This window comes from Acinetobacter sp. CS-2 (assembly GCF_016599715.1).
GTDB lineage: Bacteria > Pseudomonadota > Gammaproteobacteria > Pseudomonadales > Moraxellaceae > Acinetobacter.
The window spans coordinates 76618-97489 of the sequence record NZ_CP067021.1; the positions used below are offsets into that span (position 1 = coordinate 76618).

A 20872-nucleotide genomic window follows, 5' to 3' on the forward strand; every position below is an offset into this window, starting at 1 on the left:
TTGTGATTTTGGAAGAATCTACGTTTAAAAAAATCTTTGCTTGGACCACTTAAAATCATGCCTTCACCTATCGCCCATATAACTTATTAAGTTTGCCTGATGCTATTTCACTAAACTTTACGTAAATAGTGATTGCCGTTTTCGCTAATTGAATTTCAAGATGTTCGTTAATACGAATGTAATACCCTTTATTCATATTTAGATTTGTTGTTAATTCCTCGATAGCCTTATCAAAATTTTTTTCATCAATGTCTAACAATGACTCATCAGCACTGATGCTTAAATTAATTGTTTTAGCTATTTGTTCAAAAGTACGAACCATATTGAAACATTGGTCTATTTTTCTTTTCTTATTGATACCAGTACCATGAATACGTGTTTTAGGTGATTTCTCAACAAACTTAAAACTCCATATCGTATCGTATATACCGACTTGATTAGCAAGCACATCAATCAGTGATGAATTATTTGAAAGATCATTCATAACAGATAGTGCCTTACGTGCAGCATTAAGCCCAAACACTTTGCCGTTTTGTGTGCAGTACTTCGTATAGAACATTGTTTTGACCTCTAAACGATTGTTACTCTTACTGACAATCTGATTATAAACCTTGATCCAATAGATATTGCATAGTGTTAAATACAAAGGATCTTTATCAGTCTCTTTTTGTAGTTCTGGAAGTACAGCATTAAGATCTGAATGCTGGTTAAGCTGTAATATGCTTAATTGAACTTCTGGATCAAAGTTTACAAATACTTTTCTAGCATCAAGTAGCGCCGTAGCTTTATCATTAAATTCAAAAAACAACTCGTTTAGTATTTTATCTATTTCTGCCCTTTTCATAAGTGGCTAACTCCCAAAAAAAAACTCTATTGCCATTTCGCTTTCTATACAGGTCAGTGTAACTTCACCTGATTGCATGTAATTCAGTAGGTCATTACGCTTTTTTATCAGGTCCTTTTGTGAAGTAGACACATACAGATTAGTTGCACAATAGCTTTGAATCTGAGTGATCAACTTCATCTTTAAGCGTAGCAAGCTCATTGATAACCGCAGCGAGTTCTTTTTCTTGAATCAACATTTGAATACATCCTACGATTGAATAGACGAAAGGCCTGTAACCAGGCCTGGAAAATGATTACTTTGTATAAATCACATTCTTATATTGTGTTTGGAGCTTGTAGAACTCACGGTGAGATAGCTCTTTAGGGTTTTGAGCCATGATCGTATAAAACTTACGAATCTCTTGTTCCTTTTTTTCCGATGGTTCACTGATCTCAGCAATACGCACGGTTTCATACCAGCCGACTACTTGGCCATAGTCTTTAGATGCGATTTGCGCCGTAGAATAAAATACATAAGAAATAATGATGGTTGCAACACCAGTAATCGCTAGCAACGTAAATGTCGTGCGACCCCATGCAAGAAGCTTTGCTTTGTATTCATCAAGAGCAAGCAACCAAGTACCAACCATCGCAAGAGCTAAAATATCACCTAAAATCATTTTGGTTTTCCTTAAATAAATTCACCTTTCGCTTTTAATTATAGAAAATAAAACCCTTAAAACTTTTTTTCTAAAAACAATTATTCTTTTCTTAAAATATTTAAAAGGACTTATAAAACCACTTTAAGCTTTCTTAAAAACGCATACGCTGATTTTAATTGATTAAAATAAAATTCACTTTTTAATTTTTAGAGAAAAGTTAAAACCTTTTAAGGATTGATACTATGTATCTATTCCAATAGATAGGCGATCCCCTATGCACTCATTACCAGTTGACGCTAAATCAGTAAAACATTTTGCATCGAATCCTTTAAGTGATTGGGCAATAGGACTTGTCAAAGCTGATGCGGTGAATAACCACCTTAGTTTTGATGCTAACTGCACCCTTCAGTTAAGCACGGTTTTTGATTTTATTGCGATTGCGGATACCGAAGCAGAAGACTTTGAATCGCTGTTTTTAAGAGAGTTTGGTGAGGATTTCACACCATTAAGTCACCTTGAATATGAATCAGTGAATAGCTTGGCTGAAATGATTACATCGCAATATGAGACGGCGATCGAAACCGTTAGACACATCATTATTGAACGTGAATTGAACTAAGGAACTGGACGCATGAATAAGCTTGTACTTGCCATTGAGTCAGGGCGTATTACTGACGGAGAAGTTTTATTTTCACAGTTGAATCAGCTTAAATCTGGTCAAATACCCGATATGGTAAGTAGACAGCAATTTGCTGAATTGTCTGAAATGGTCAATGCCTACCAGGATGTATGGATGGATGAACCAGTAGCTTTTTTTCAGCCTATCCAAGACTTTTTAAAAGCGATTGATTTAGAAGTCTACAATGATTTCAGCACTGATTTTGACTTGTGGTACTACTACGAAGCACCAGAGCAAAAATACGAAGCAACAGTAGCAACTAAACCATTATTCACGGCACCAAAACTCACCGCTACTGGTGAAGTCTACAACTGTCTATTGACCGTTGAACAAGCTCAAAACTATCTAAATAAGGCAATTCAATTTGCTCGTGACCATAACATGCCAGTACCAAAGTCATGTAATGAACCGTTTATCGTCACAGATGGTTTAGAGGTTGGATCTGAGTTGATCTACTCAGGCGTAGGCACAGATAAAGCCGTATATACGGCAATACAGCTCATACAAGAGGCAATACTCAATAATGCTGGTAAAGAGCATGTGTTATGCCTAAGACGTTTTTCAAACAGCTTAAAACCATTGGTAAAGTCTGCATTAGGAAAGGAAGTTTACTTAACCAATTGCACACTAGGGAAGCTGGCAGATCTTCTTGATCGCCCTGAAACATGGTCAGAGTTCACAGAACACTTTAAACAAAACTAATCAAGCTCATGGCTTAAAACTTGGAGATACGACAATGCAACTACACAATTTGAATCCTGGTACCGATACAGTTCGCCACCTTTTGAAAACCGAGAGTGCTACATATAGTGGCGTTCCATCATGTGTGATCAATATCATTGGGCAAGCAAAAAAGACTGTTCCCAACTTTATTGAAGTGATTTTTGTTGAGGTTGTATTGTTTCATCCCAAAGATGGCGAAGTATACGAAATTGAAGTGAGTGCACCGTTACAGGTTGAGCCTGTTGCCGAAGCTCACCGTATTGGAATGTTCAATCCAAGTGAAGCTAGAGCACTTATTGAGGGTGAAGTGCTGGATGTAGCAATCAATCTACAACGCAAGGCAATTGAGGAAATGATTGAATATGATTTGCTCTCAGAAGACGGTCTGGAGAAGTTCAACGCATGGAATGGGATCTCACCTGAAAGCCTATTGCTTGAAAGCTTTGAATGCGTGACCGAATACAACGGACTTCACAGCACACACTTTATGGCCAGCAAGGTGAAGCAAAAAGTAACCAATTACCTTAAAAGAGATTTGTTCTAATCAGATCCATAAAAAAGAGAGGTTTGCCCTCTCTTTTTTATGGCCATAGATTTATGGCCGTAAACGGTGTTTTTTAATTGATTAAAAAGGTTTTGGATTCTTCAACCCATTAGGTTTTTTAACCAAGCTTAATGCAATAGCCAAAACAACAACACTGGCTAACATAGCCAGTGGTATTAAAAGGAATTTTAAAGGTTGAGCCATATTCCACTACACCAAGTTTTAAGCGTTGTGCTTATTTAATTTAATTATAGTGAAAAAGTTAGCTTATAAATTTTAAAAAAAAATTAATGACCATGGTTTTTATTAAAATATCTATATAGACAATTAAGCTAATTAGGTGGGCAATTATGAATATGTTGGTAAATATAAAAAGAGAAGTGCAAGCATCTGAATTAGACTTTATTGAAGTCGAAAAGCTAATTTTGCAATGCGAAAAAGCAAAATCGTCAATAAAGGTTATTTATGAAAGCATCAAAGATATTGAACTTGATGCTTACCAGATTGTGAGTGCAATCACCCGAAAATCATATTCATCATCATTCAATACTGAAGAATCTGCTTTAAAACAAATATCGTCATGCTTCTGGAGGAAGTTAACTGAGATCATCAATCTTAGAAACTTTATATCTGAAAAAGAATATGATGCGTTGTCAGATAAAATTGCTCGTCATGAAATTGAAGATTTCACGATGGATAACGTGAATGTATTTTTAGAATCTATCTGGTCTACGCGCCACATGGCATATGCTCGTAAAGTTGATTCATTGTTTTGCCAATTATCAAGCAAATACAAAACCAATCTTGGTGCTGGTATTAACCCGTGCGTGATCATTCATCACAATAGCTACCATTCTTATTGCAGACGAGATAATTTAGTGGAAGAAGTACGCTTTATAGCAAGGCAGTTATTTGGCAAGCCTTTAGACCACACTAGATTAGATAAACTCAGGTTAGATCGTGGTATCTGGCATAGCATTGATGATAATTTATTACGCATTAAGATCTACGAAAACGGTAACTGTCATATCTTGTTTAATCAATGCGTAGTTGATCGCATTAACCAGGTATTAAACCTGTTATATCCGAATCAAATTGGCATAGATCCAAATGTAAAACACAAACGCCGTGCGTATGATGAACCCATTTTATAAAGCTCATTAAAAAACCATCAATTGTTATTGTGGTTTTTTTTAGATATATACGGTACTAATTTTGCGATCGTGCCACTGGTGAACATACACTGACCATATCACTATGGATACTTGGGATAAATCATATCCCTTAAAGGCAGATTTAAATTTAGACTCCATTTTTCGGAGCTGCATTCTCTTATCACGAGATGGCTCTAATTCAATATCCCCAATGAATTGAGAATTGCAATAAGATCTTGTTCAGGTGTATCAGCAAGCACCGTCACGTTATAGCCACCGCTAAACTGGTGTAATTCAGCACAGTACTCAACATCAGACGCCGTGAGTACCAATTCAACATCAAAATATTGAATCACTTTAAGCACCTGGTACTTTGCTTTAAAGAATCCGTTGTTTTCAGCTAACTTCATCGCTTCAGCAATGGTGATGTTTTCAAGCACAAGACGGTCTTGAGCTGGTTCATCTTCATATGTTTTAAAACTTAACAATTTAATTAAACTTAATTAATTAACTAATTGCTCGTTAAATTATTCTTAATGCATTACGGCGATACGGCTAATAGAAAAATCATATTAGTACGCAAGCGATGTTTTTTAATTGATTAAAAAAAGATTGAAAATCTTATTTTTCGAGAAAGGTTTGCCAGGTTGTGTTTTCCCATAAAATGAAACTATCAAAAGCAGAAAGCTTAAAACTTGGAGTGAACAGCATGTCAAATTTAAACGCTCAATCAGTACAGTTACAAGGCACTTTATACATCGGTTTCCCTAAAACTTTTAGCGGTGCTCACATGGAAACATTGTTTGATGAAATCTCAGATTACATCGACAACAACTGTGATTTAACCCTTGCGGATCTTCAAGCGGATAGTGACTATGCTCAACTTCAATTTCAACAGCACATGCCGACATTGGCTGATAAAACAAATTTCTTCTTCATGGACGTTGAAATCTATGTTGCAACATTAAAAGAAAACTTTGGTCATACATCAGTACTCGACCAAGTTACCTCAGTAAATATCTTTGGCAAAAACCTTGAAGACATTTGCACGTTAATGGCTCAAAACGGCTACGCATACGACCGTATAGAAGATTGTTGGTCACGCGAACTTTCTTAATTCAATTCACCCATACGCACGGATAACGTGCGTATGCCACTGAATCACATTTGAGGATATAAACCATGCAAAACCTAATTACAGCGCATTGCGAGCTAACCATCAAACATGATGAAAAACAGCAAAAAAATGTCGGGCCTGTTGTTGTGACGTTTGGGGCGATCTTTACTGCTGAGTCGGTGAATGAACTGTTTTGCGCTATATGCCAAGACGGAATCAGATTTAAAGCAATCTATAACCCCGACAATATGTATTTTTTACGCCATGAGCTAAGCCCAATTGCTGATTTGTCAGTTAAGACAGACCAAGACGGCAACATTATTGTCAGTGTGATTGCATCCACTAGCCCATATTTTGAGATCAAAGTACTAAAAAATGGTTTTACCAACTCAGACACCTTAAATAGTTCTGCGATTCGCACGTTGGTTCGCAACCATCAAAGCCCATTCCAAGAGCAAATTTCTGACTACTTTGAAACAGACCAAATTTTTAAAACCATGCAAGCAATTTTTGCACACACGTATTTAAGCCGATAAGGAACTTCACCATGACGACCGCTACTGCTACCGCTGAAAAGACCGTGTTCAAACGTGAAACGTTGGAGCTGAAGAACATCCATGTTTACACCCAAAACGACCGCATTAACCAAAAAAGTCGCGTTGGCGACCGTGCATACGACAATGGATTAGTGAAGGACATCCTGTTCAGCCCTATGCTTTGGGCTACCCCTGAATTTTCATCTAGCTATGTTACTCAGATTCAAATTAAAGGCACACGCATTTATGATTCACTTTGCAGTTATACTGGCGTTCGCACCTATTTTTATAAGTTGTCAGACAGTGAGTTTGGGTGCATGTATCAAAAACGTCCGTACCCACAAAACGACTTTCTCTTAATTTTTGCAAACTTAACGCAAATGTTTAACGATGCAGTTTGTTACTTTGGAAACAACAGTAATAAAAACGTTTTTAAAGGTCTAAATTTTGACATCGAAAGTGGTGTTTCACGGTTCAATTTACAGCAACGTTTATTAGAGTTTTATAAGAAGTCTAAACGCCAATTGACCATCAGTGAAACAACAAGAGGAATGCTTGGTGACTCGAATCTTCGCTATAACATCTTTGTTCGCAACCAACCAAAATTGGACAAACACGGCAAGCCGTTAAAGTGCGCCAAAAAACTCATTAAGCTGTACAAAGAGCGTGGCACAGTTGCGATCTATGGCGGTGACTGCATTTCACCACTCAAGCTCGTTAAACACCAACAAATCAAGCTAGAGAGCGAAAATGGCAAGTTTTCATATACGACTGACTTCATCACGTTGTACTCAGTAGAACAAGACATGTACACCTTATATATTCCCTATTCAGCACTTAATGAAAGCTACGGAACAACTAATAAATTTTATGGTTTGCATCTCACCCAAGAAGAAGCAGAAAAAACCATCCCGAAATTATTAGAACGTACTCAAAAGTATTTAAACCATAAAAAAGGTTAATACCCTTGCGTTGATCAGCTAATTGATCAACTGCTGGCTTTATAAACGCAAACGATGTTTTTTTAGTTGATTAAAATAATCCAAAACTTAATTTTGATAATTCAGCACCCATAATTCTACTAATGCATTTCCATCAAGCCTTAATTCAAACCATATTCAATTAACAATGAATTAACACCACTACGGCGTTATTTCTTAAATGTGGTATATGGCTTTACCCACCCCCTACTCGTCTATGGCTAATTGTTCCAGTGTCAGTCAAAAAATGAAATATAATTCATTCTCAAAAATGAGAATCTGTTCACAAATGGGAACGCGAAGCAGCCTTAATTTTAAAAATATCAGTTCATCTAGACTAAATTTGAGTAAGTCTGATTAATATTGAATAATAAACCTAAGTTTTTCGCCGTATGTTTTAATCTTCAAGGGTTTAACTTTAATGAAGTTTTTTTTAAATAAACTAATTTAGTGGATTTTGACCGTTATAATGGTTTTATCTCGAGGCATATTGCCTTAAACTTGGAGCCGTGTGATGTTAAAACTATCTAGTATCTTTTCTCATGAAGCTAGGATTGAATCCCTTGTTATTCAATTTGAAGCCGATTATCAAACTGCACTAAAGCAAGGTTTAGATATTTACTTTGGCGTTGGCTATGCAACTAATGAGGATAGTCAATCTATACAGGCGTATCTTGTGAAAGATAAGGAGATTTATAAAAAGCATTACTGGAGTTGGGAATACCCAAGAACACCACACAAAATTGAAAAAACTAAAGCTGAGCACCGCCATTGGTTAAACCTAGCTGATGTACGAAACGCTGCGCTCGAGGCGAATATTACAAATGAAGCAGATCTACAATCTGTTTTACAACGTTCATTCGCTACAATATAAAAAGGTAATCTAAATGATAAAAAAAAGTGTGGGTTTTGAACGTGCTTCTGATGTTCAAGCCATCGTTTACTCAGTAAATGATGGATCTGCAGTTTTTGTCGTACCAAATGGCTTTGTGGTGCTGGAGGTTCCATTGTCACAAACTCAAGCCGAGTACTTCAAGATGTATGAGAAGTCACCTAATGTATTTGTGTTGCACGGTAAGGCAAAATTCCATTACGTGTGTGATTGTGAAGTTGAACTGGTTGGCTTTAGTATAGAAAAATCTAAGCTAACAAATCAATTGGTCAATCCAAGCTTATTTAGCCACATTGATAAACCTGCAGTCAGTATAGATTGCATCTATGATGATATGTCTGCACCAACTATAAGCCCTGGCTTTTATTGTTAATTAGCTGGTATAAAAGTAGCCCGAAATTCGGGCTTTTAATTTGTCTGAAGACAAGTTATTTCAACTCGCACGGCGCTTTAATTCTGATGTTATTTGCCCAAGAAAAAACATCCGAACCTTTTTGTGGGAAAGGCTGACTCTTAGAATACTGCAACCAACACACCGAATTATGGGTTGGATCTTGTGCCTTACGTTTTTCACGTAATTTAATCAGGCTTTCTCTTAACGCTGCAGTATCGTATTTTGGATCAAGTGACATAAAACCTACCGCAAACAGATCCGCATAAGATTCTCGCCATAGTTGAGTTTTACCGCTACTTTCAGCCGTTACAAAGGTAGATACATCATCCATCTTTACTTTGGACCGATCAGACGGCGCAATTGAATTTAATGCTTTAAGTGGCTGGCCAAGTTCACCAGGCACATCGGTCGCACGATCTAAACAGTGAGATAACTCGTGCGCTAATATCAGCATTTCCCAATCGTTGTAGCTTACATCGGTTTTTGCTGCTTTATACATGGTGTTCATGCTGGTTTTAGACATATTCACCAGGCAATATCCTGTACTAGATCTTAATGAAGCTGGAGAAGCTTGCGGTATATCCAAGGAAGTTAAAGCCCAACTTTCGTTAAAGTCACCTAACACAAGTGGCGCGTTGTAGTTTTCCTTGGCAAACTTTTGTAGTTGATTGAAGTTGCTACCCGGTAGCATCGCAGCAATATGGTCATGGTTGAACTGTTTCTTTTCTAGCGTTTTGAAACACCATATAAAACCATATGACAGTAGAAACATTAGGAATGGAACAACAGCAACAGAGAGCATAAGTAGCATAAAGTTTTCGTCTAGTCGCTTGGTTCGGTCTTTGGTCTTAATATAAGGTGTTGCCAAGCACCAGCTGAGCACTACTGTCATCAAGATTAAAATAACAAGAAAAGTCATGGTGTAGCCAACTGGTTGAATAAACGTAAAGGCAATCCACGCAAAACAAGTTAGGACGGTTAAGGTCCACAAAATGATGTTTAAAATGATTTTTGTTTTCACGCCGTTGGCATCCCTAATCTATAAAAATAAATGTGGCCCATTAAACGGGCCATATTGAGTCTGTTCTCTTCATCATCGCCAATGTGGTCGATATAAATATATTAATAAACCATCAAAGCTAAAAACTTTTCTTAAAAATTTAAGATGCCTGCACACCAGGATAATCGTTGTAGTTGCCATCAATAAATTGATTGGTAGATTTACTGACATCATCATACCAAATCGGCATGCATTTCGACTTGTCAGTTTGATCGATGGCCATGTATGGAAGTCCTAATTCGTTTTGAATCAATTCAGCATCCATAAATGGCTCAAGAACCTTCATAGGAATGGAAAACAAACACTCAACATACCCATTATCATGAATGACCTTCCGACTGGCTTTAGAAGCACTGTCAAAGCGCAATGCATTCCACAAGTGAGAAGCTTCATTGATGGTATGTGGTTGTTTTAGGTAATTAGGATTTTCAGACGCATAGATCGACAGTGTATTCACATCAATCATCAGCTTAAGTACACCTGAACCGACCATATGTTCAATCGGTATATACAGCATGATAGCGCCGTATCCTAAGCTTCGTTTTTTAGCATCTGGATGTTCACCAATACCACCAATAACGCTATGAATAAGAATAGGTAGAGTTGTGTTCATTTTATAAACCTTTCAATAGTTTTGTAGCTCTTTATACATTTGATACCGCGTATAGCAGATATATAACACGGCGATGTTAATAGAGATTGCATGAAGAATGATGATCAGGTTGGCACCCGATAATTCATCATATAAGGGCGAATAAAACGCATAAACGACTGAGAGTTCAGACATTAAAATCCAAAAAAAGCGGATAGAGGGGATATATCTAAAAGCTTCACTTTTTGCTTAATTTGTTTTTGCTGACTCATATTTCTCACCATTAGATTACAGCCATTAATATTGATTAATGATTTCATCCATCACATAAATTGAGTAGTTGTACTGGTCTAAGCGATATTTGCTTTCTTCAGTATGTTCACTGGCCAATGCTTGTAGTTGAGTTTCGTTCATGGAAGAAGCATAGCGGTTACGGATTGATTTAAGCTGGCTCAATTCTAAACGTCCAGTACTCTTGGTCAGATTGCTGACAGTTGTGAATAGATCCTGGTCATATTCTTGCAATTCACCATACAGCCAAGCAAGGTGTTCTGCATTGATGTATGGGTTATTTTTTTCATAGTAGTTTTTCAGTTTGAATAAACTCAAACCACATATGAACACAGCAACCATAAGGCTAATGACAAGCCCCTCACCGAGTTTAAGTAGGTATAGGAATATAAAGATACTAATCACGCCAATGGCAATAGAGATATATCGCATGGTTTGATTTTGGAACATTTCTAACATGGGCATTACTCACTTTTTGTAATGTTGTTTTGATAAAGATGGTCTATTTGAGCGATGGTAAGTTTCATGCGTTCCGTGGTGCAAGTCAGGTCGTCATCAAAACGATGGTTGAATTCAACAATCCCCTGTTCTTCCATGTCTTGCATTTCACGCTTAGCATTACTTAAGCCTTTTTCTATACCAACCAGATTCAAGTTAAAGAAGTCTTCTAGTAGCTTTTCACTCTCAATGATTTGTTTGAGCTCAGTAACATAGACTTCAGTTTTCTTTTTGCTGATTTCCGCAGCCATCGCATAACGAAAGTTGCCGTTTACAACAACAGTTTTGAGATCTGGTGAATATTCGTTGTATTCACTTGGAATTCGACTAACGGACTGGACGGCGTGACTCCAGCCATACTTCTGAAAATATTCAATTCCCGTCATGGTATATACCTACGATTGTTCTTTTTTAAGTTCAATAACAGCCAATAACGCTTTGTTTTGGCGTTCCAATTCATATTGTTTTTGGCGGTCTACATTTTGGCGATCGAAAAGTTCTCTAATCTGCTGTTTGTAGTGGTTGTCATAGTACGAATAGGCTTTACGTTCTGCTTTTCTACGTGCAATGCGAACTTTGGGATGCCAGTTGAATTCTTTGTCGTCTGCATAACCCCTCATGAACTCAACCAGTTTGCTATCACCACGCATTTTACAAACCTTAATGAAGCCCATTTCTAAAACTGTAATTGGCGCACGGCGCGGATCTCCAAACTCCCAACGCCGTTTAATCCCAAAGCCACACATCTCTATTTGAACCGTAATCATGGTTTAACCTTTATCAAATGTTTGAGCTTCTGGATCTTCGACATTAAATCTGGACCATCACTTTCATGGTAAACAAGGTGTTCATTAACGAATGTGATAAAAGCATCCAATTCAGTTTGAATCGTTGCCAATTGATTGCGTAACCACTGGCATGTGGCTTCATCTTGTTTTATCGCCGTTTCAAGCAATCCTCTCGCATGTTCATAGGCATTTGCCTCCCCTTGCGCCACCATATCTGCAGATGATTTCCAATCGCCCCATTTCTTATTCCAAAAGTCATCGAGCAACTGCAGTAATTTTTCCACTTCCAATTGGTCATCGCTGATGGCTGGTGTTTGCATTTGATAGATAGATTTTTTAGTTTCTACTTCACTTTGCATCCAACCATCACGAAAAGCTTCCCATTTCGCCTGATGCACCCAAGAAGAATAGTTGCCACTGGCCAACAGACTACCGACCACGCCGTATCTATTTTCAAAAGCGCTACGAGCTTCAATTTCTGAAGCAATGTTTTCATTAGTATTTTGCGTATCAATCATGCTGACTATCCCCATGAAGCCAAGGCACTTGTAATGAGATTTTTGTTTCCTTCATCTCATGAAGTTTTTGAATCGCACGTTCTGGATCTATCACCCATGCATCAAAGAGAAGTTGAGTGACAAAAGAAAACTTCTCACCAACTTTGCGGAACGGTGCGCCGTGGCTATTCAGGAATTGTTCAAACACAAGATATTGCTGTTCGATGGCCTGGTTAAGTTCAAATAGGTCAATACAGCCCTCTAGCAAGTTGTACTCACCTGAAGCATTCGGCATAAACATCCATTTACGCTCATGGGTTAAGCCATCTACATGTAGGTAGGCATGTTTGTTGAGACTAGTCCACTCAGGTTTCATCATGACGTAGGTGTTGTACTCGTCATCTTCAAGATAGTTGTAGTGGGTAGCATCAACGGGTTTCTTTGCTAAAACAGAAATGGCCTGTTCAAGTGTCAGACCGAGAATGAGTGCATGTGGTGTAGTTGATGATTGGTGATCCATATTCCCTACCCCTTAGATTGTCGGGCTAGTCGGTTTAGGACCACTCAAACAAATTTCGTTTTGAACGTGATTGTAGATCTCAGCCAAGTGAGGGCGTGTGCTAAAAAATTGATCTTTTGATGTATCAGAGAGGTTAGCACTCATGATGGTGAGTAGTGCTTCATTTTTGAATTGCGCTTGAACCGCCGTCTTTAATGCACCATTCAATGAAGCATGCAGATTGTTGAATAGCGAAATAACACGGGCATTCTGATCATTCTTTTTGAAGAAGATAAAATTAACTTCACGTTCACGGAAAAACACCAGCTGATATTCAAGCCCTGATTCTGATAAATCATTCCCCATATCAATCAATGCATCATCTGGCACGGCGAACGCAGCGTATTTTGAATCAAAGTTTTGAAGTGCTTTATTTGAGATTAGATTCAAACTTACTTTGCCTTGAATCGGCACACATTGGCTCAGTTTCTTAGCCAAGTAATGTGCAGCAGCCATGTGATGTGATCCACCAGAATTTTGAACAAAAATCTTAGGACTCCAGCCATAGATAAAAAAATGATCAGTGGTTGTATCTGGAGAGTTCAATAAACGGATTTCTGGCCATAACAACATTCGTTCTAAATTTTCCATACTCACATCACTAATGTAATCAGGGCATGCGTTTTTTACAAAATCATCAATGCTACGGTACTGGCTTAAATCCGACTTGGAATTTGAGAAGCCCCCAATTTCAGATAGGTCAAGTAAGCATGGTGTTTCAAGATGAATGGTTTCTGAAAAAATCGGGTTAAATACTTCAGCCAATTCTTCAGCAAAGGGAGAGATGTAAATCGGCTTATGATTTTGCGTATCTTGACCAAGGTAGCTGATGGAATCGTTATCTTTGGCATGTGGATTCAAAACAATGTTTTTGCCTGGTACAAAATTAGTAGGAGATATACCAGTCATACAAAGAGAATCTTTGATTTGATGAAAAGGGAAAACATCGGTCGTGGCGATGCTGTCAGAATTGACTAAACGGGTATCAATAAAGGGTTTTAGCTTGAGATTCTTATAAAGCTTATGTTTTGGTGAAAATACCGAAAGTAAAGTGTCTAACATTTTAAGCACTCCATTGATTAATGCTTTATTAAAACTAATAAAGATATATTAATACAGAAAGTGCTTATAAGTATTTTTTTGGAAAATTAATTTAAGAATTGCGGTTGAGTGGTATTAGTTGCAAGTGGTTGTACGGCGTTGTTATCGACAGACTTTGAGTACTGTTGCACTTCAACAATTCGCACACCTTTAACGTGTAAACGTGTTTTATAGTCAGTCATTCCAAGTGTTTGTAAGTCGTCTAGCTGTTCTTTAGTCATTGCCTATATCCTGTATATTGGATGTGATTTAAGGGCAATTTAATTGATGTATTAAGAATTGTAAAGGGTAAAACACAGTTCATTAAACTTTTTATGAAATGGTATATACCGATTAAGCCTAAAACAAAACAAGGTTTTAAGAAGTGGTTTAGTTATGTTTAAGAATACGCACGTTAAAACTAAGTTATTATATTAAAATGCATCTAAACTAGGGTTAAAACCAAACTGGATGCCAATATGTGTTCAAACATTGAATCTTACGCCGTGAACCTATCCAATGTACCTAAAGCTATCTCTTGCTTGAATATGTATGACTTTCAAACGTTAGCACTAGGACCAACCTATTTACCCCGATTTATCACTTGCAGATCGCCACATTCCATATACGGCGCTATTGGTTGCATTTGATGTGAATGCGTCTGAAAAGTTTCGCTTAATCGAAATGATGGTGCCTGAAGCCATTCCGCTGTCGCAATTGTTGTTATTGGCCATATTCAATGAAACGCCGTATAAGAGCGAATATGAAATAGCCCAATACATGCCGAGTGATGAATTAAGGCGTATTAAGTACAAACAGCTCACCAAAAAAAACTAAAGGCTGGATAACCAGCCTTATGTCTTCTACATGGATGCGTTTAGTCATCCTTTTTTTTGATTGTAATGCCTGATCGTAATGAAGCTGAAGAACCTTTTGAACCAAGTATCACCAACAATTTTTCAAAAGTAACGCATTCGTGCGAGAACGGGTTTTTCATCAAAGCTTTTTCAAACTTAGCTGCATACTGTTGTTCTACGAATTCCATTTCATTTTGAGTGCTATGTGAGATGGCTTGATCAAGACTGGCTTTGTTTTCCGCAATGTATTGTGTCTGATCTTCAGGTTTTACATGGCGTGGTATCTGAACAAGCTGATATTCAGTAATTGGAGCTACTGTTAAATCCTCATATCCCATTAGGATCTCTTTCAATTCATCATAGTAGCTGTCCAAGTTCATTGGTGTGATAACGGCGCGAGTCACAGTTTCAGCATCACTTTCCTGTTGAGCCTGTTCAGGTTCGCTTATACGTTCACCATAGATATTAAATTCAGCATCAAGATCCGCATTGTTGTAAGCACCAGCTTCTACTTGAGGTGAAATATCAGAACCCCTACCGAAGTACTGCAACTGTTTTCGGTTCTCAATAGTCTGGTCTTTATCACTTGCTTCTTTTTGTGCTGAAACAATACTTTCACGGTGTTTTTGTTCTTTGGAGATTTCACCTTTCGCCGTGGACGAAGACATTACTGTTCTTTGACCAGGTGCCATCCCTTCAGGTGTGATGGATTCAAGACGTCTTGCTTCAAGAATCTGATGTACAAAATCTTGAGTAAAGTCTTTTACCGTGTTGTTGTTTTCGTACAAGGTGTTATTGAGCTTTCTGCAGATCTCAAAATCACCAAGCGCCGTGACATTGGCAGATGAATTGTTGTCTGTCAGTAGCGTGTGTTTTTCCTCAATCTCATGAATGAAGTCTTCAATTTTTAAAGTAGGATCGTAGATTTCAGATTTTTGGATATTGAAGATTGGGCAAAGGTCATTTAAGCGTAAGTACTTGGGTTGATCACCAGCCACATAGAACGCCAACATTGATACGATTTTAACGTCTGAAGTTTTACCACCTTCCCCTTTAGTTGATATGAGCAAGGTAAATTCGCCGTTGTGCTGTCCGGCAATTTGTTCAATTGTCACACGTTTTTCTTTGGCGAACTGGACTTCTGTTTGTGGTACCGAACGGTTGAATACTAGACCTTGATACATATTGATTGAGTTAACTTTACCTTGCCACTCTTCACCAGCAAAACCATCAACCAATTTGTATGTTGTACTTTCAGCACCCGAAGTAGTACGTCCAATGGCTTTAACGGTCGTGTTACCCCATGTAGCAGCTGCTTCCTCTTTAGATCCACGTTCAATATCTTCAAATGTTTGAGCACCGAACGTAATAGAGAAGTTAAGCGAACGTGCCTGAGCTGGTAAAACCGAAGCACCGACAATAACGATGTAGCCCCATTCGTCCAAAAATAGCTTAAATGAAGTAGAGGCGTTGGTTGGTCGTGCGTCAATAATGGCACGGCGTAAACCTTCCATTTTGTTACCAAGGGAACCAGCCATCATTTGTTTAATTGAGCCAATGATTAATTTTCCGAGCATTTTGAGTGAGTCTGGTGAACGCTCAAGAGCTGGTAATGGCACAGTTAAGATACGGCGGTTAAGTACAACGTCAAAAATATCAATATCACCGCCATGCTCTACACCAAAGATGTGACCATAGTTAAACGTCAAGTCGTTAATCGCCTTGGTTAACTGCATGGTGATATAACCGTGTTGCTCACGGGTTTTGGTTTCTTGTTTCTTTAACTTTTTAGGGTTGCTTGAATAACCAGGTAATGAAACGAGGTAGCCTTGAAGCTGTTCAGCCACACGTTCAAAGTCAATCCCGTATTTATCGTTATGACAAAATACCAATTCTTCAAGTGCTTCAAGTTCCATGTATTGCGTGAATACTTTTGGTGAAAGCTGAATGAAGCCATTGTCACGTAGATAGACCAAAACTCGTGTAAGTGCAGCGATAAAGGCCATCGCACGACCTTTCCACATGTCACCACCGCCACCGCCTGAGTCATCAAGCAAGTTGATCAAGAATTCAATCAACATCCCTGAGCTGGTGTTGCTCATTTGGTTCATTGAGTTGGTCATCTTGTCGGTTTGTGCACGTAGCATGTTACGACCTGAGGTAATGAAGTTGATCGTTAATAGATCCTCATTACGCCCAAAGCGGTTACATAAACGATAGTGGTCTTGTTGAGCCTTGGTATCACCTTTTGCGTCTACAAAGATATAACCTGAGTTTTGTACGTACTGGTTGGCACAGTTACCTAGCATGTATTCTGTTTTACCCGAACCCGTAGTACCTAACACAATTTGATGTGTACGGTCATCGGAGTTGGATGCATAAACAGGTAGACCAGTTTCACGGCAACGACCAAGGTAAGTCACACCCTCACCTTGTAGCTTATCGCGATTGGTACGTGCGTATTCCAAAAAGGCTTTTGGATTGTCCAGTACGTCATCTTTTACGCGTGATGTAATGTCAGTTGACGCATCCAGTGAGTTTGAATGCAACGGCGCACGGAATGGCCACTCAAAAAAGTAATCATTCGGATGTGTGTAGCGTTTTAATAGGTAATACGCGATCCCTATAAATATCTCACCGCCAAACGGAACAACAAACAAAATAACTGCAATAGCACCAAGAACGCCAACCAAATAATTAGCGCCGTCTGGCGCTGTAAGTTTTAAATGGATTTTCTCTAAGCCTGATCGTGTATCACGCTTAAGCGAACTAGGTCTGAACTTTGTTTGTGTGCCGTATTTTTGTGTAGAAGCCATACTTTGCGACCTACTCTTTTATCTTCAGGATAATAGGCAAAGTCGTTGTTTAACGACCTTACCCATATCCAAGCACTTCAATGTATATACCAATTAACGCAAATCTATATAGCTGATTGGAGTTAAGAAGAAACAACTTCAGACTTACGTTGGTTCAGTAATTTTTTCTTCATGTTTTGCTCAAGTTCATAGCGTTGATATTCAACAACCATCTCTTGTGCCATGGTAGAAATCACTGAAGCAGTTGCTTTGTTTTCGTCAAAGTCCGTGCCTTTATTTTTGGCATTTTTCTCAATCATGGTACGCCGTGTCTTAATCTGGTTCTTCGCACCTTTTGGATAGAATTGTGCAAGGACCTTCAACGCCTTACCACGTTCACCGATAAGGTCATACGTGTAGTTACGGAGCGCACGTTCATCGGGATGTGTACTGAGTGACCATAAAAGGATTGGACCAAGTGAAACGGTATATAAGCCCGAACATTCCATTTTTTCGAGTTTAATTTTACTGAAGTACGTTAAGCCTTGATCTGAGAAACCTACGTTACCTGAACCAAGCGCATCCATTTCTAGTTGAGTTAGACCGATGCTGTCACGAATAGCTTCACGAGATTCGCGTGTACCAGGATCGACAATCACATACGCCGTAGCAAAGCCCACCAAGTCTTTAAAGTCTTCTACTTTGTGAGATGCCAAGTTAAGACGAGCACCCCATTTACGCAATGTACGTGCGTCTTCAGCCAATTCTTCTAATAGGATTGGATCGCCTTTCGCAACGTGCAATTCGTCATAAGACATAATTTTGCGGTCTTCAAGAAGCTCATTAATCAGTTGGGTTGCATATTCACGATAAGCTTGTGGGAATTTTGGAATATCGTCACGGCTCACGGCGAACTTACGTTTAATGAACATCCGTACAATCTGGAAGAATAGCGATGTAGTTTTAGGATCTGATGATGTCGCAACTTCGTTTAAGTCGATAGAAGCTACACGAGCGTTACCAATGTCAAAGTTGGTGTGATAGAAGAATGCTGGATAGGTATTTTGTGCAGCCATAATCTGATGCGCCAAAAAGTCCAGTGCTCGTTCATTATCAATATGAACATCACTCCAAACATCTAAAATTGATGAATCAGAAAGTGTTTCAATCATATCGCCAATAGTCGGCATTGCGTAACGGTGAGCCAACGTGCGTCCACGGATCTCATTCATTGAATGGAAAAGATCACGTAGAGCGTAATAAGAAATATCCTTACCTTGTTCAGAATGTGGCTCAATCAGTCCGTGTTTTTCCATGATGCGATCTAGTTCTGGATCTGCAAAGCGCATGTACTTACGTGCTTTATGATCAGCATTCGTATCATCAGCAAAATAGAATGTACGGCGTAGGACCGCACCAATAACGTCAGAAGTGTTTTTGGCTGGTTGCCCTTTCAATTCAGGCGGTGTTACCAATGAACTTAAAAACGCTGTCATTTGACGCATTTCGTAGTTCAACGGGTAGCGTAAGCCCATACTGAATTCAAGCGGATTAATCGCTTCTTCTTTTGAGTTTTTAATACGCTTATAGATGGCATAGTGACGTAGCTCTTCAGGCAATGAATCTTGCACTGTTTCTACTAACCCACGGCTTGACTCACCCACATCGACAATATAGGTCAACGGGATACGTTCGTTACCAGGCATCATGATGTCCTCAAGCATGCCTTTGTTCATTGTGACCGATTTACCCGTACCCGGTTTACCAATGTTAATAGTCGTCCATACAGTCACTTCATTTGAGAACGAATCAAGAATAATCAGTTTACCGTCTAAGGTTTTGTTGAGCTGATGCCCTTTATGGAATGGTGAGTTAATACGTGTCAGCGGTAACATGTAGAACACATCAAACAACGGTGCTGGTGAAATAGGTGCGTGATTACGTACCATCAAGCCCGGTATATGTGATGCCCAAGTCAAAATAGGATCGCCAGCCTGTTCCATGACTTTTGCACCGCCCCACGCTTCAAAACTCTTCCAAAGCTTTTGGCGCCGTCCTACAAGAATGTTTACACCATCTTCGGTATTCGGTGCCCATGTCATCATGGTCATTTGCAGACCAGCAACAGTGTCTACTTGATCTAGGTCATTTTTAGTGGCCATCAAAATGTTACCAGCATTACGAATGGCTTTGTTTTGTGCCGTCATAAAGTGAATAACGCTTGATAACGTGCGTTTCATCATGGTTCCAGCCATACCATCACCAGTAATACAGTAACTCACCGCATATGGGATAGAACGGATGTTACCGTTAGTGTCGTGCGTTTTGGCCTGGTGTAGTAAGCGGAATAGCGTTTCAAACGTATTCGTCTTAGCTGGATATATATCTACCATCAATGGCGCATATACTACGCCGTCAGTGATAACACTTCCCACTGGATAGAATGAACCTTGACTTGTACCAGGTAAGATCGCATTCGTCATGAGTTGTTCTGAGATCGGTTGATACAAAACGTGTGACGCATCATGTTCTGATGGTATTTCTTTCCAACGCATCGGTAAGCGTGTATTCAACATCGGCACAGACAAGGTGAAGTCATCTGAAGTTGAATGTGAGGCAATTTGTTTTTTAATCGTTAGACCAGCTTCAACAACATTCAATACTTCATAGATTGCTGGAAATTCTTCAGTTGAGAGTGAGTTTAAGAATTGTGAGACAAAAGACTCATGGTGTACGTATAAGCTGTCCGATGATTTAAGCATGTCTTGAGCATTGACCGTACTTGGCATTGTAATTTGCGACAGTAGCTTTTTACGGTTTTTTGAGTCTTGAGCTTTATCGATTGGCGATAGTAAGGTTGGCTCAGAGATTAAAGCGATATAACAGCTTTCGTTAAATACACCGCCTGAAATGGTTTCTGTCATTTCATCAATGATGATGTCTAGATTCATCGCACAACGCGCCGTGGTCGCCTTTTGCATGGTGTTCAAGTCATGAATCGCGTATGGCGTCTCATGGTCTACTTTGAACGCTAGATGAATCGTATGTCCACGGTCTTTGAAGTAGTTACGCATGTTGCTCGTCATCAAACCAATTTGACGGCTGAATGCATCACCACTAATTAAACTCTTAATCCCCTTATATTCGATGATCGTAATCATTGCACCAGTTTTTGTGACAAACGTATGTTCGTCCGATACTGTTTCTAAATCGCAATAATCCTCTACGTCAGCTTTCATGCTTTGTAGGAATAACATCAATATAATTTCAATCTTGGAGTAACCAGTCTTATTATAACCAGACTTCTCAGCTTTCTTCTTACTCATTTAAACACCTTTATTAATTCACC

The 20872-nt window shown here is 38.8% G+C and carries 25 protein-coding genes; 10 read left to right on the forward strand and 15 right to left on the reverse strand.

The genetic code is table 11. From position 1 onward, the window contains the following. Window positions 1-67 precede the first annotated feature (67 nt). Together JFY49_RS16535 and JFY49_RS16540 are read right to left on the reverse strand one after the other, a co-directional pair. Complete coding sequence (locus JFY49_RS16535; RefSeq protein WP_200224937.1) at window positions 68-844, reverse strand: hypothetical protein; 777 nt, start codon at window positions 842-844, stop codon at window positions 68-70. A 295-nt stretch (window positions 845-1139) separates the two neighbouring features. Further along, window positions 1140-1505, reverse strand: coding sequence for a hypothetical protein (locus JFY49_RS16540; protein ID WP_024160924.1), 366 nt, complete (start codon window positions 1503-1505; stop codon window positions 1140-1142). Window positions 1506-1761: 256 nt separating this feature from the next. Between JFY49_RS16540 and JFY49_RS16545 the strand changes: the two genes are divergently transcribed. The 3 genes from JFY49_RS16545 to JFY49_RS16555 are packed head-to-tail and all read left to right on the forward strand — an operon-like array spanning window position 1762 to window position 3433. Further along, window positions 1762-2106, forward strand: coding sequence for a hypothetical protein (locus JFY49_RS16545; RefSeq protein WP_024160923.1), 345 nt, complete (start codon window positions 1762-1764; stop codon window positions 2104-2106). A gap of 12 nt (window positions 2107-2118) precedes the next feature. After that, window positions 2119-2868, forward strand: a complete 750-nt coding sequence (locus tag JFY49_RS17590; protein WP_024160922.1) for a hypothetical protein — start codon at window positions 2119-2121, stop codon at window positions 2866-2868. A gap of 34 nt (window positions 2869-2902) precedes the next feature. Next, entirely contained in the window at window positions 2903-3433 is a 531-nt protein-coding gene (locus JFY49_RS16555; RefSeq protein ID WP_063454715.1) for a hypothetical protein, read from the forward strand. Window positions 3434-3514: 81 nt separating this feature from the next. On the opposite strand, the gene JFY49_RS17675 is transcribed toward JFY49_RS16555, so the two are convergent. After that, window positions 3515-3637 carry a hypothetical protein gene (locus tag JFY49_RS17675; RefSeq protein WP_265092683.1) on the reverse strand — a complete coding sequence of 41 codons (123 nt, stop codon included), beginning with the start codon at window positions 3635-3637 and terminating at the stop codon, window positions 3515-3517. 146 nt (window positions 3638-3783) lie between these two features. Between JFY49_RS17675 and JFY49_RS16560 the strand changes: the two genes are divergently transcribed. Continuing rightward, window positions 3784-4587 carry a DUF4942 domain-containing protein gene (locus tag JFY49_RS16560; protein ID WP_005005990.1) on the forward strand — a complete coding sequence of 268 codons (804 nt, stop codon included), beginning with the start codon at window positions 3784-3786 and terminating at the stop codon, window positions 4585-4587. Window positions 4588-4781: 194 nt separating this feature from the next. Here JFY49_RS16560 and JFY49_RS16565 read toward each other — a convergent pair whose 3' ends face one another. Beyond that, on the reverse strand, window positions 4782-5075 hold the full coding sequence (locus JFY49_RS16565) for a hypothetical protein (RefSeq protein WP_005005987.1): 294 nt from the start codon (window positions 5073-5075) through the stop codon (window positions 4782-4784). A 221-nt stretch (window positions 5076-5296) separates the two neighbouring features. On the opposite strand from JFY49_RS16565, the gene JFY49_RS16570 reads away from it, so the two are divergent. The 5 genes from JFY49_RS16570 (at window position 5297) to JFY49_RS16590 (ending at window position 8485) form a co-directional block, all read left to right on the forward strand. After that, on the forward strand, window positions 5297-5704 hold the full coding sequence (locus JFY49_RS16570; RefSeq protein ID WP_005005986.1) for a hypothetical protein: 408 nt from the start codon (window positions 5297-5299) through the stop codon (window positions 5702-5704). 65 nt (window positions 5705-5769) lie between these two features. Then, complete coding sequence (locus JFY49_RS16575; protein WP_005005983.1) at window positions 5770-6240, forward strand: hypothetical protein; 471 nt, start codon at window positions 5770-5772, stop codon at window positions 6238-6240. Window positions 6241-6251: 11 nt separating this feature from the next. Then, entirely contained in the window at window positions 6252-7202 is a 951-nt protein-coding gene (locus JFY49_RS16580) for a hypothetical protein (protein WP_200224938.1), read from the forward strand. 532 nt (window positions 7203-7734) lie between these two features. Next, on the forward strand, window positions 7735-8094 hold the full coding sequence (locus JFY49_RS16585; RefSeq protein WP_005005980.1) for a hypothetical protein: 360 nt from the start codon (window positions 7735-7737) through the stop codon (window positions 8092-8094). A 13-nt stretch (window positions 8095-8107) separates the two neighbouring features. Beyond that, window positions 8108-8485: a hypothetical protein gene (locus tag JFY49_RS16590; RefSeq protein ID WP_005005978.1), complete on the forward strand. Its 378-nt coding sequence runs from the start codon at window positions 8108-8110 to the stop codon at window positions 8483-8485. Window positions 8486-8540: 55 nt separating this feature from the next. Here JFY49_RS16590 and JFY49_RS16595 read toward each other — a convergent pair whose 3' ends face one another. From JFY49_RS16595 to JFY49_RS16635, 9 genes are all read right to left on the reverse strand, one after another. After that, complete coding sequence (locus JFY49_RS16595) at window positions 8541-9425, reverse strand: hypothetical protein (protein WP_227609681.1); 885 nt, start codon at window positions 9423-9425, stop codon at window positions 8541-8543. Window positions 9426-9666: 241 nt separating this feature from the next. After that, window positions 9667-10179: a hypothetical protein gene (locus tag JFY49_RS16600; protein WP_043041524.1), complete on the reverse strand. Its 513-nt coding sequence runs from the start codon at window positions 10177-10179 to the stop codon at window positions 9667-9669. 276 nt (window positions 10180-10455) lie between these two features. After that, a complete protein-coding gene (locus tag JFY49_RS16605; RefSeq protein WP_227557112.1) occupies window positions 10456-10881 on the reverse strand; it encodes a hypothetical protein in 426 nt (141 codons plus the stop codon). A 32-nt stretch (window positions 10882-10913) separates the two neighbouring features. Further along, window positions 10914-11333, reverse strand: coding sequence for a hypothetical protein (locus tag JFY49_RS16610; RefSeq protein ID WP_200224940.1), 420 nt, complete (start codon window positions 11331-11333; stop codon window positions 10914-10916). A 9-nt stretch (window positions 11334-11342) separates the two neighbouring features. Continuing rightward, the gene (locus JFY49_RS16615; protein WP_005005929.1) at window positions 11343-11714 is read right to left on the reverse strand and encodes a hypothetical protein; all 372 of its coding nucleotides are present in this window, start codon (window positions 11712-11714) and stop codon (window positions 11343-11345) included. Continuing rightward, window positions 11711-12253 (reverse strand): hypothetical protein, encoded by a 543-nt coding sequence (locus JFY49_RS16620; protein ID WP_005005928.1) that lies wholly within the window; start codon window positions 12251-12253, stop codon window positions 11711-11713. The genes JFY49_RS16615 and JFY49_RS16620 overlap by 4 nt, the downstream gene beginning before the upstream one ends. Further along, window positions 12246-12752 carry a hypothetical protein gene (locus JFY49_RS16625; RefSeq protein WP_200224942.1) on the reverse strand — a complete coding sequence of 169 codons (507 nt, stop codon included), beginning with the start codon at window positions 12750-12752 and terminating at the stop codon, window positions 12246-12248. The genes JFY49_RS16620 and JFY49_RS16625 overlap by 8 nt, the downstream gene beginning before the upstream one ends. Window positions 12753-12764: 12 nt before the next feature. Continuing rightward, on the reverse strand, window positions 12765-13853 hold the full coding sequence (locus JFY49_RS16630; protein WP_200224943.1) for a DUF6685 family protein: 1089 nt from the start codon (window positions 13851-13853) through the stop codon (window positions 12765-12767). 86 nt (window positions 13854-13939) lie between these two features. Next, on the reverse strand, window positions 13940-14113 hold the full coding sequence (locus tag JFY49_RS16635) for a hypothetical protein (protein ID WP_162900306.1): 174 nt from the start codon (window positions 14111-14113) through the stop codon (window positions 13940-13942). A gap of 394 nt (window positions 14114-14507) precedes the next feature. Between JFY49_RS16635 and JFY49_RS16640 the strand changes: the two genes are divergently transcribed. After that, on the forward strand, window positions 14508-14708 hold the full coding sequence (locus JFY49_RS16640; RefSeq protein ID WP_200224944.1) for a hypothetical protein: 201 nt from the start codon (window positions 14508-14510) through the stop codon (window positions 14706-14708). A gap of 40 nt (window positions 14709-14748) precedes the next feature. Here the strand turns inward: JFY49_RS16640 and JFY49_RS16645 are convergent, their stop codons facing one another. Together JFY49_RS16645 and JFY49_RS16650 are read right to left on the reverse strand one after the other, a co-directional pair. Next, window positions 14749-17544: a type IV secretion protein DotL gene (locus tag JFY49_RS16645; RefSeq protein ID WP_200224945.1), complete on the reverse strand. Its 2796-nt coding sequence runs from the start codon at window positions 17542-17544 to the stop codon at window positions 14749-14751. A 122-nt stretch (window positions 17545-17666) separates the two neighbouring features. After that, window positions 17667-20849, reverse strand: a complete 3183-nt coding sequence (locus JFY49_RS16650; protein ID WP_200224946.1) for a hypothetical protein — start codon at window positions 20847-20849, stop codon at window positions 17667-17669. Between the last annotated feature and the right edge of the window lie 23 nt (window positions 20850-20872).

Coding starts and splice junctions, on each gene's coding strand:
- JFY49_RS16535 (WP_200224937.1), bottom strand. CDS start 844: ATGAAAAGGGCAGAAATAGATAAAATACTAAACGAGTTGTTTTTTGAA.
- JFY49_RS16540 (WP_024160924.1), bottom strand. CDS start 1,505: ATGATTTTAGGTGATATTTTAGCTCTTGCGATGGTTGGTACTTGGTTG.
- JFY49_RS16545 (WP_024160923.1), top strand. CDS start 1,762: ATGCACTCATTACCAGTTGACGCTAAATCAGTAAAACATTTTGCATCG.
- JFY49_RS17590 (WP_024160922.1), top strand. CDS start 2,119: ATGAATAAGCTTGTACTTGCCATTGAGTCAGGGCGTATTACTGACGGA.
- JFY49_RS16555 (WP_063454715.1), top strand. CDS start 2,903: ATGCAACTACACAATTTGAATCCTGGTACCGATACAGTTCGCCACCTT.
- JFY49_RS17675 (WP_265092683.1), bottom strand. CDS start 3,637: ATGGCTCAACCTTTAAAATTCCTTTTAATACCACTGGCTATGTTAGCC.
- JFY49_RS16560 (WP_005005990.1), top strand. CDS start 3,784: ATGAATATGTTGGTAAATATAAAAAGAGAAGTGCAAGCATCTGAATTA.
- JFY49_RS16570 (WP_005005986.1), top strand. CDS start 5,297: ATGTCAAATTTAAACGCTCAATCAGTACAGTTACAAGGCACTTTATAC.
- JFY49_RS16575 (WP_005005983.1), top strand. CDS start 5,770: ATGCAAAACCTAATTACAGCGCATTGCGAGCTAACCATCAAACATGAT.
- JFY49_RS16580 (WP_200224938.1), top strand. CDS start 6,252: ATGACGACCGCTACTGCTACCGCTGAAAAGACCGTGTTCAAACGTGAA.
- JFY49_RS16585 (WP_005005980.1), top strand. CDS start 7,735: ATGTTAAAACTATCTAGTATCTTTTCTCATGAAGCTAGGATTGAATCC.
- JFY49_RS16590 (WP_005005978.1), top strand. CDS start 8,108: ATGATAAAAAAAAGTGTGGGTTTTGAACGTGCTTCTGATGTTCAAGCC.
- JFY49_RS16595 (WP_227609681.1), bottom strand. CDS start 9,425: ATGACTTTTCTTGTTATTTTAATCTTGATGACAGTAGTGCTCAGCTGG.
- JFY49_RS16600 (WP_043041524.1), bottom strand. CDS start 10,179: ATGAACACAACTCTACCTATTCTTATTCATAGCGTTATTGGTGGTATT.
- JFY49_RS16605 (WP_227557112.1), bottom strand. CDS start 10,881: ATGCGATATATCTCTATTGCCATTGGCGTGATTAGTATCTTTATATTC.
- JFY49_RS16610 (WP_200224940.1), bottom strand. CDS start 11,333: ATGACGGGAATTGAATATTTTCAGAAGTATGGCTGGAGTCACGCCGTC.
- JFY49_RS16615 (WP_005005929.1), bottom strand. CDS start 11,714: ATGATTACGGTTCAAATAGAGATGTGTGGCTTTGGGATTAAACGGCGT.
- JFY49_RS16620 (WP_005005928.1), bottom strand. CDS start 12,253: ATGATTGATACGCAAAATACTAATGAAAACATTGCTTCAGAAATTGAA.
- JFY49_RS16625 (WP_200224942.1), bottom strand. CDS start 12,752: ATGGATCACCAATCATCAACTACACCACATGCACTCATTCTCGGTCTG.
- JFY49_RS16630 (WP_200224943.1), bottom strand. CDS start 13,853: ATGTTAGACACTTTACTTTCGGTATTTTCACCAAAACATAAGCTTTAT.
- JFY49_RS16635 (WP_162900306.1), bottom strand. CDS start 14,113: ATGACTAAAGAACAGCTAGACGACTTACAAACACTTGGAATGACTGAC.
- JFY49_RS16645 (WP_200224945.1), bottom strand. CDS start 17,544: ATGGCTTCTACACAAAAATACGGCACACAAACAAAGTTCAGACCTAGT.
- JFY49_RS16650 (WP_200224946.1), bottom strand. CDS start 20,849: ATGAGTAAGAAGAAAGCTGAGAAGTCTGGTTATAATAAGACTGGTTAC.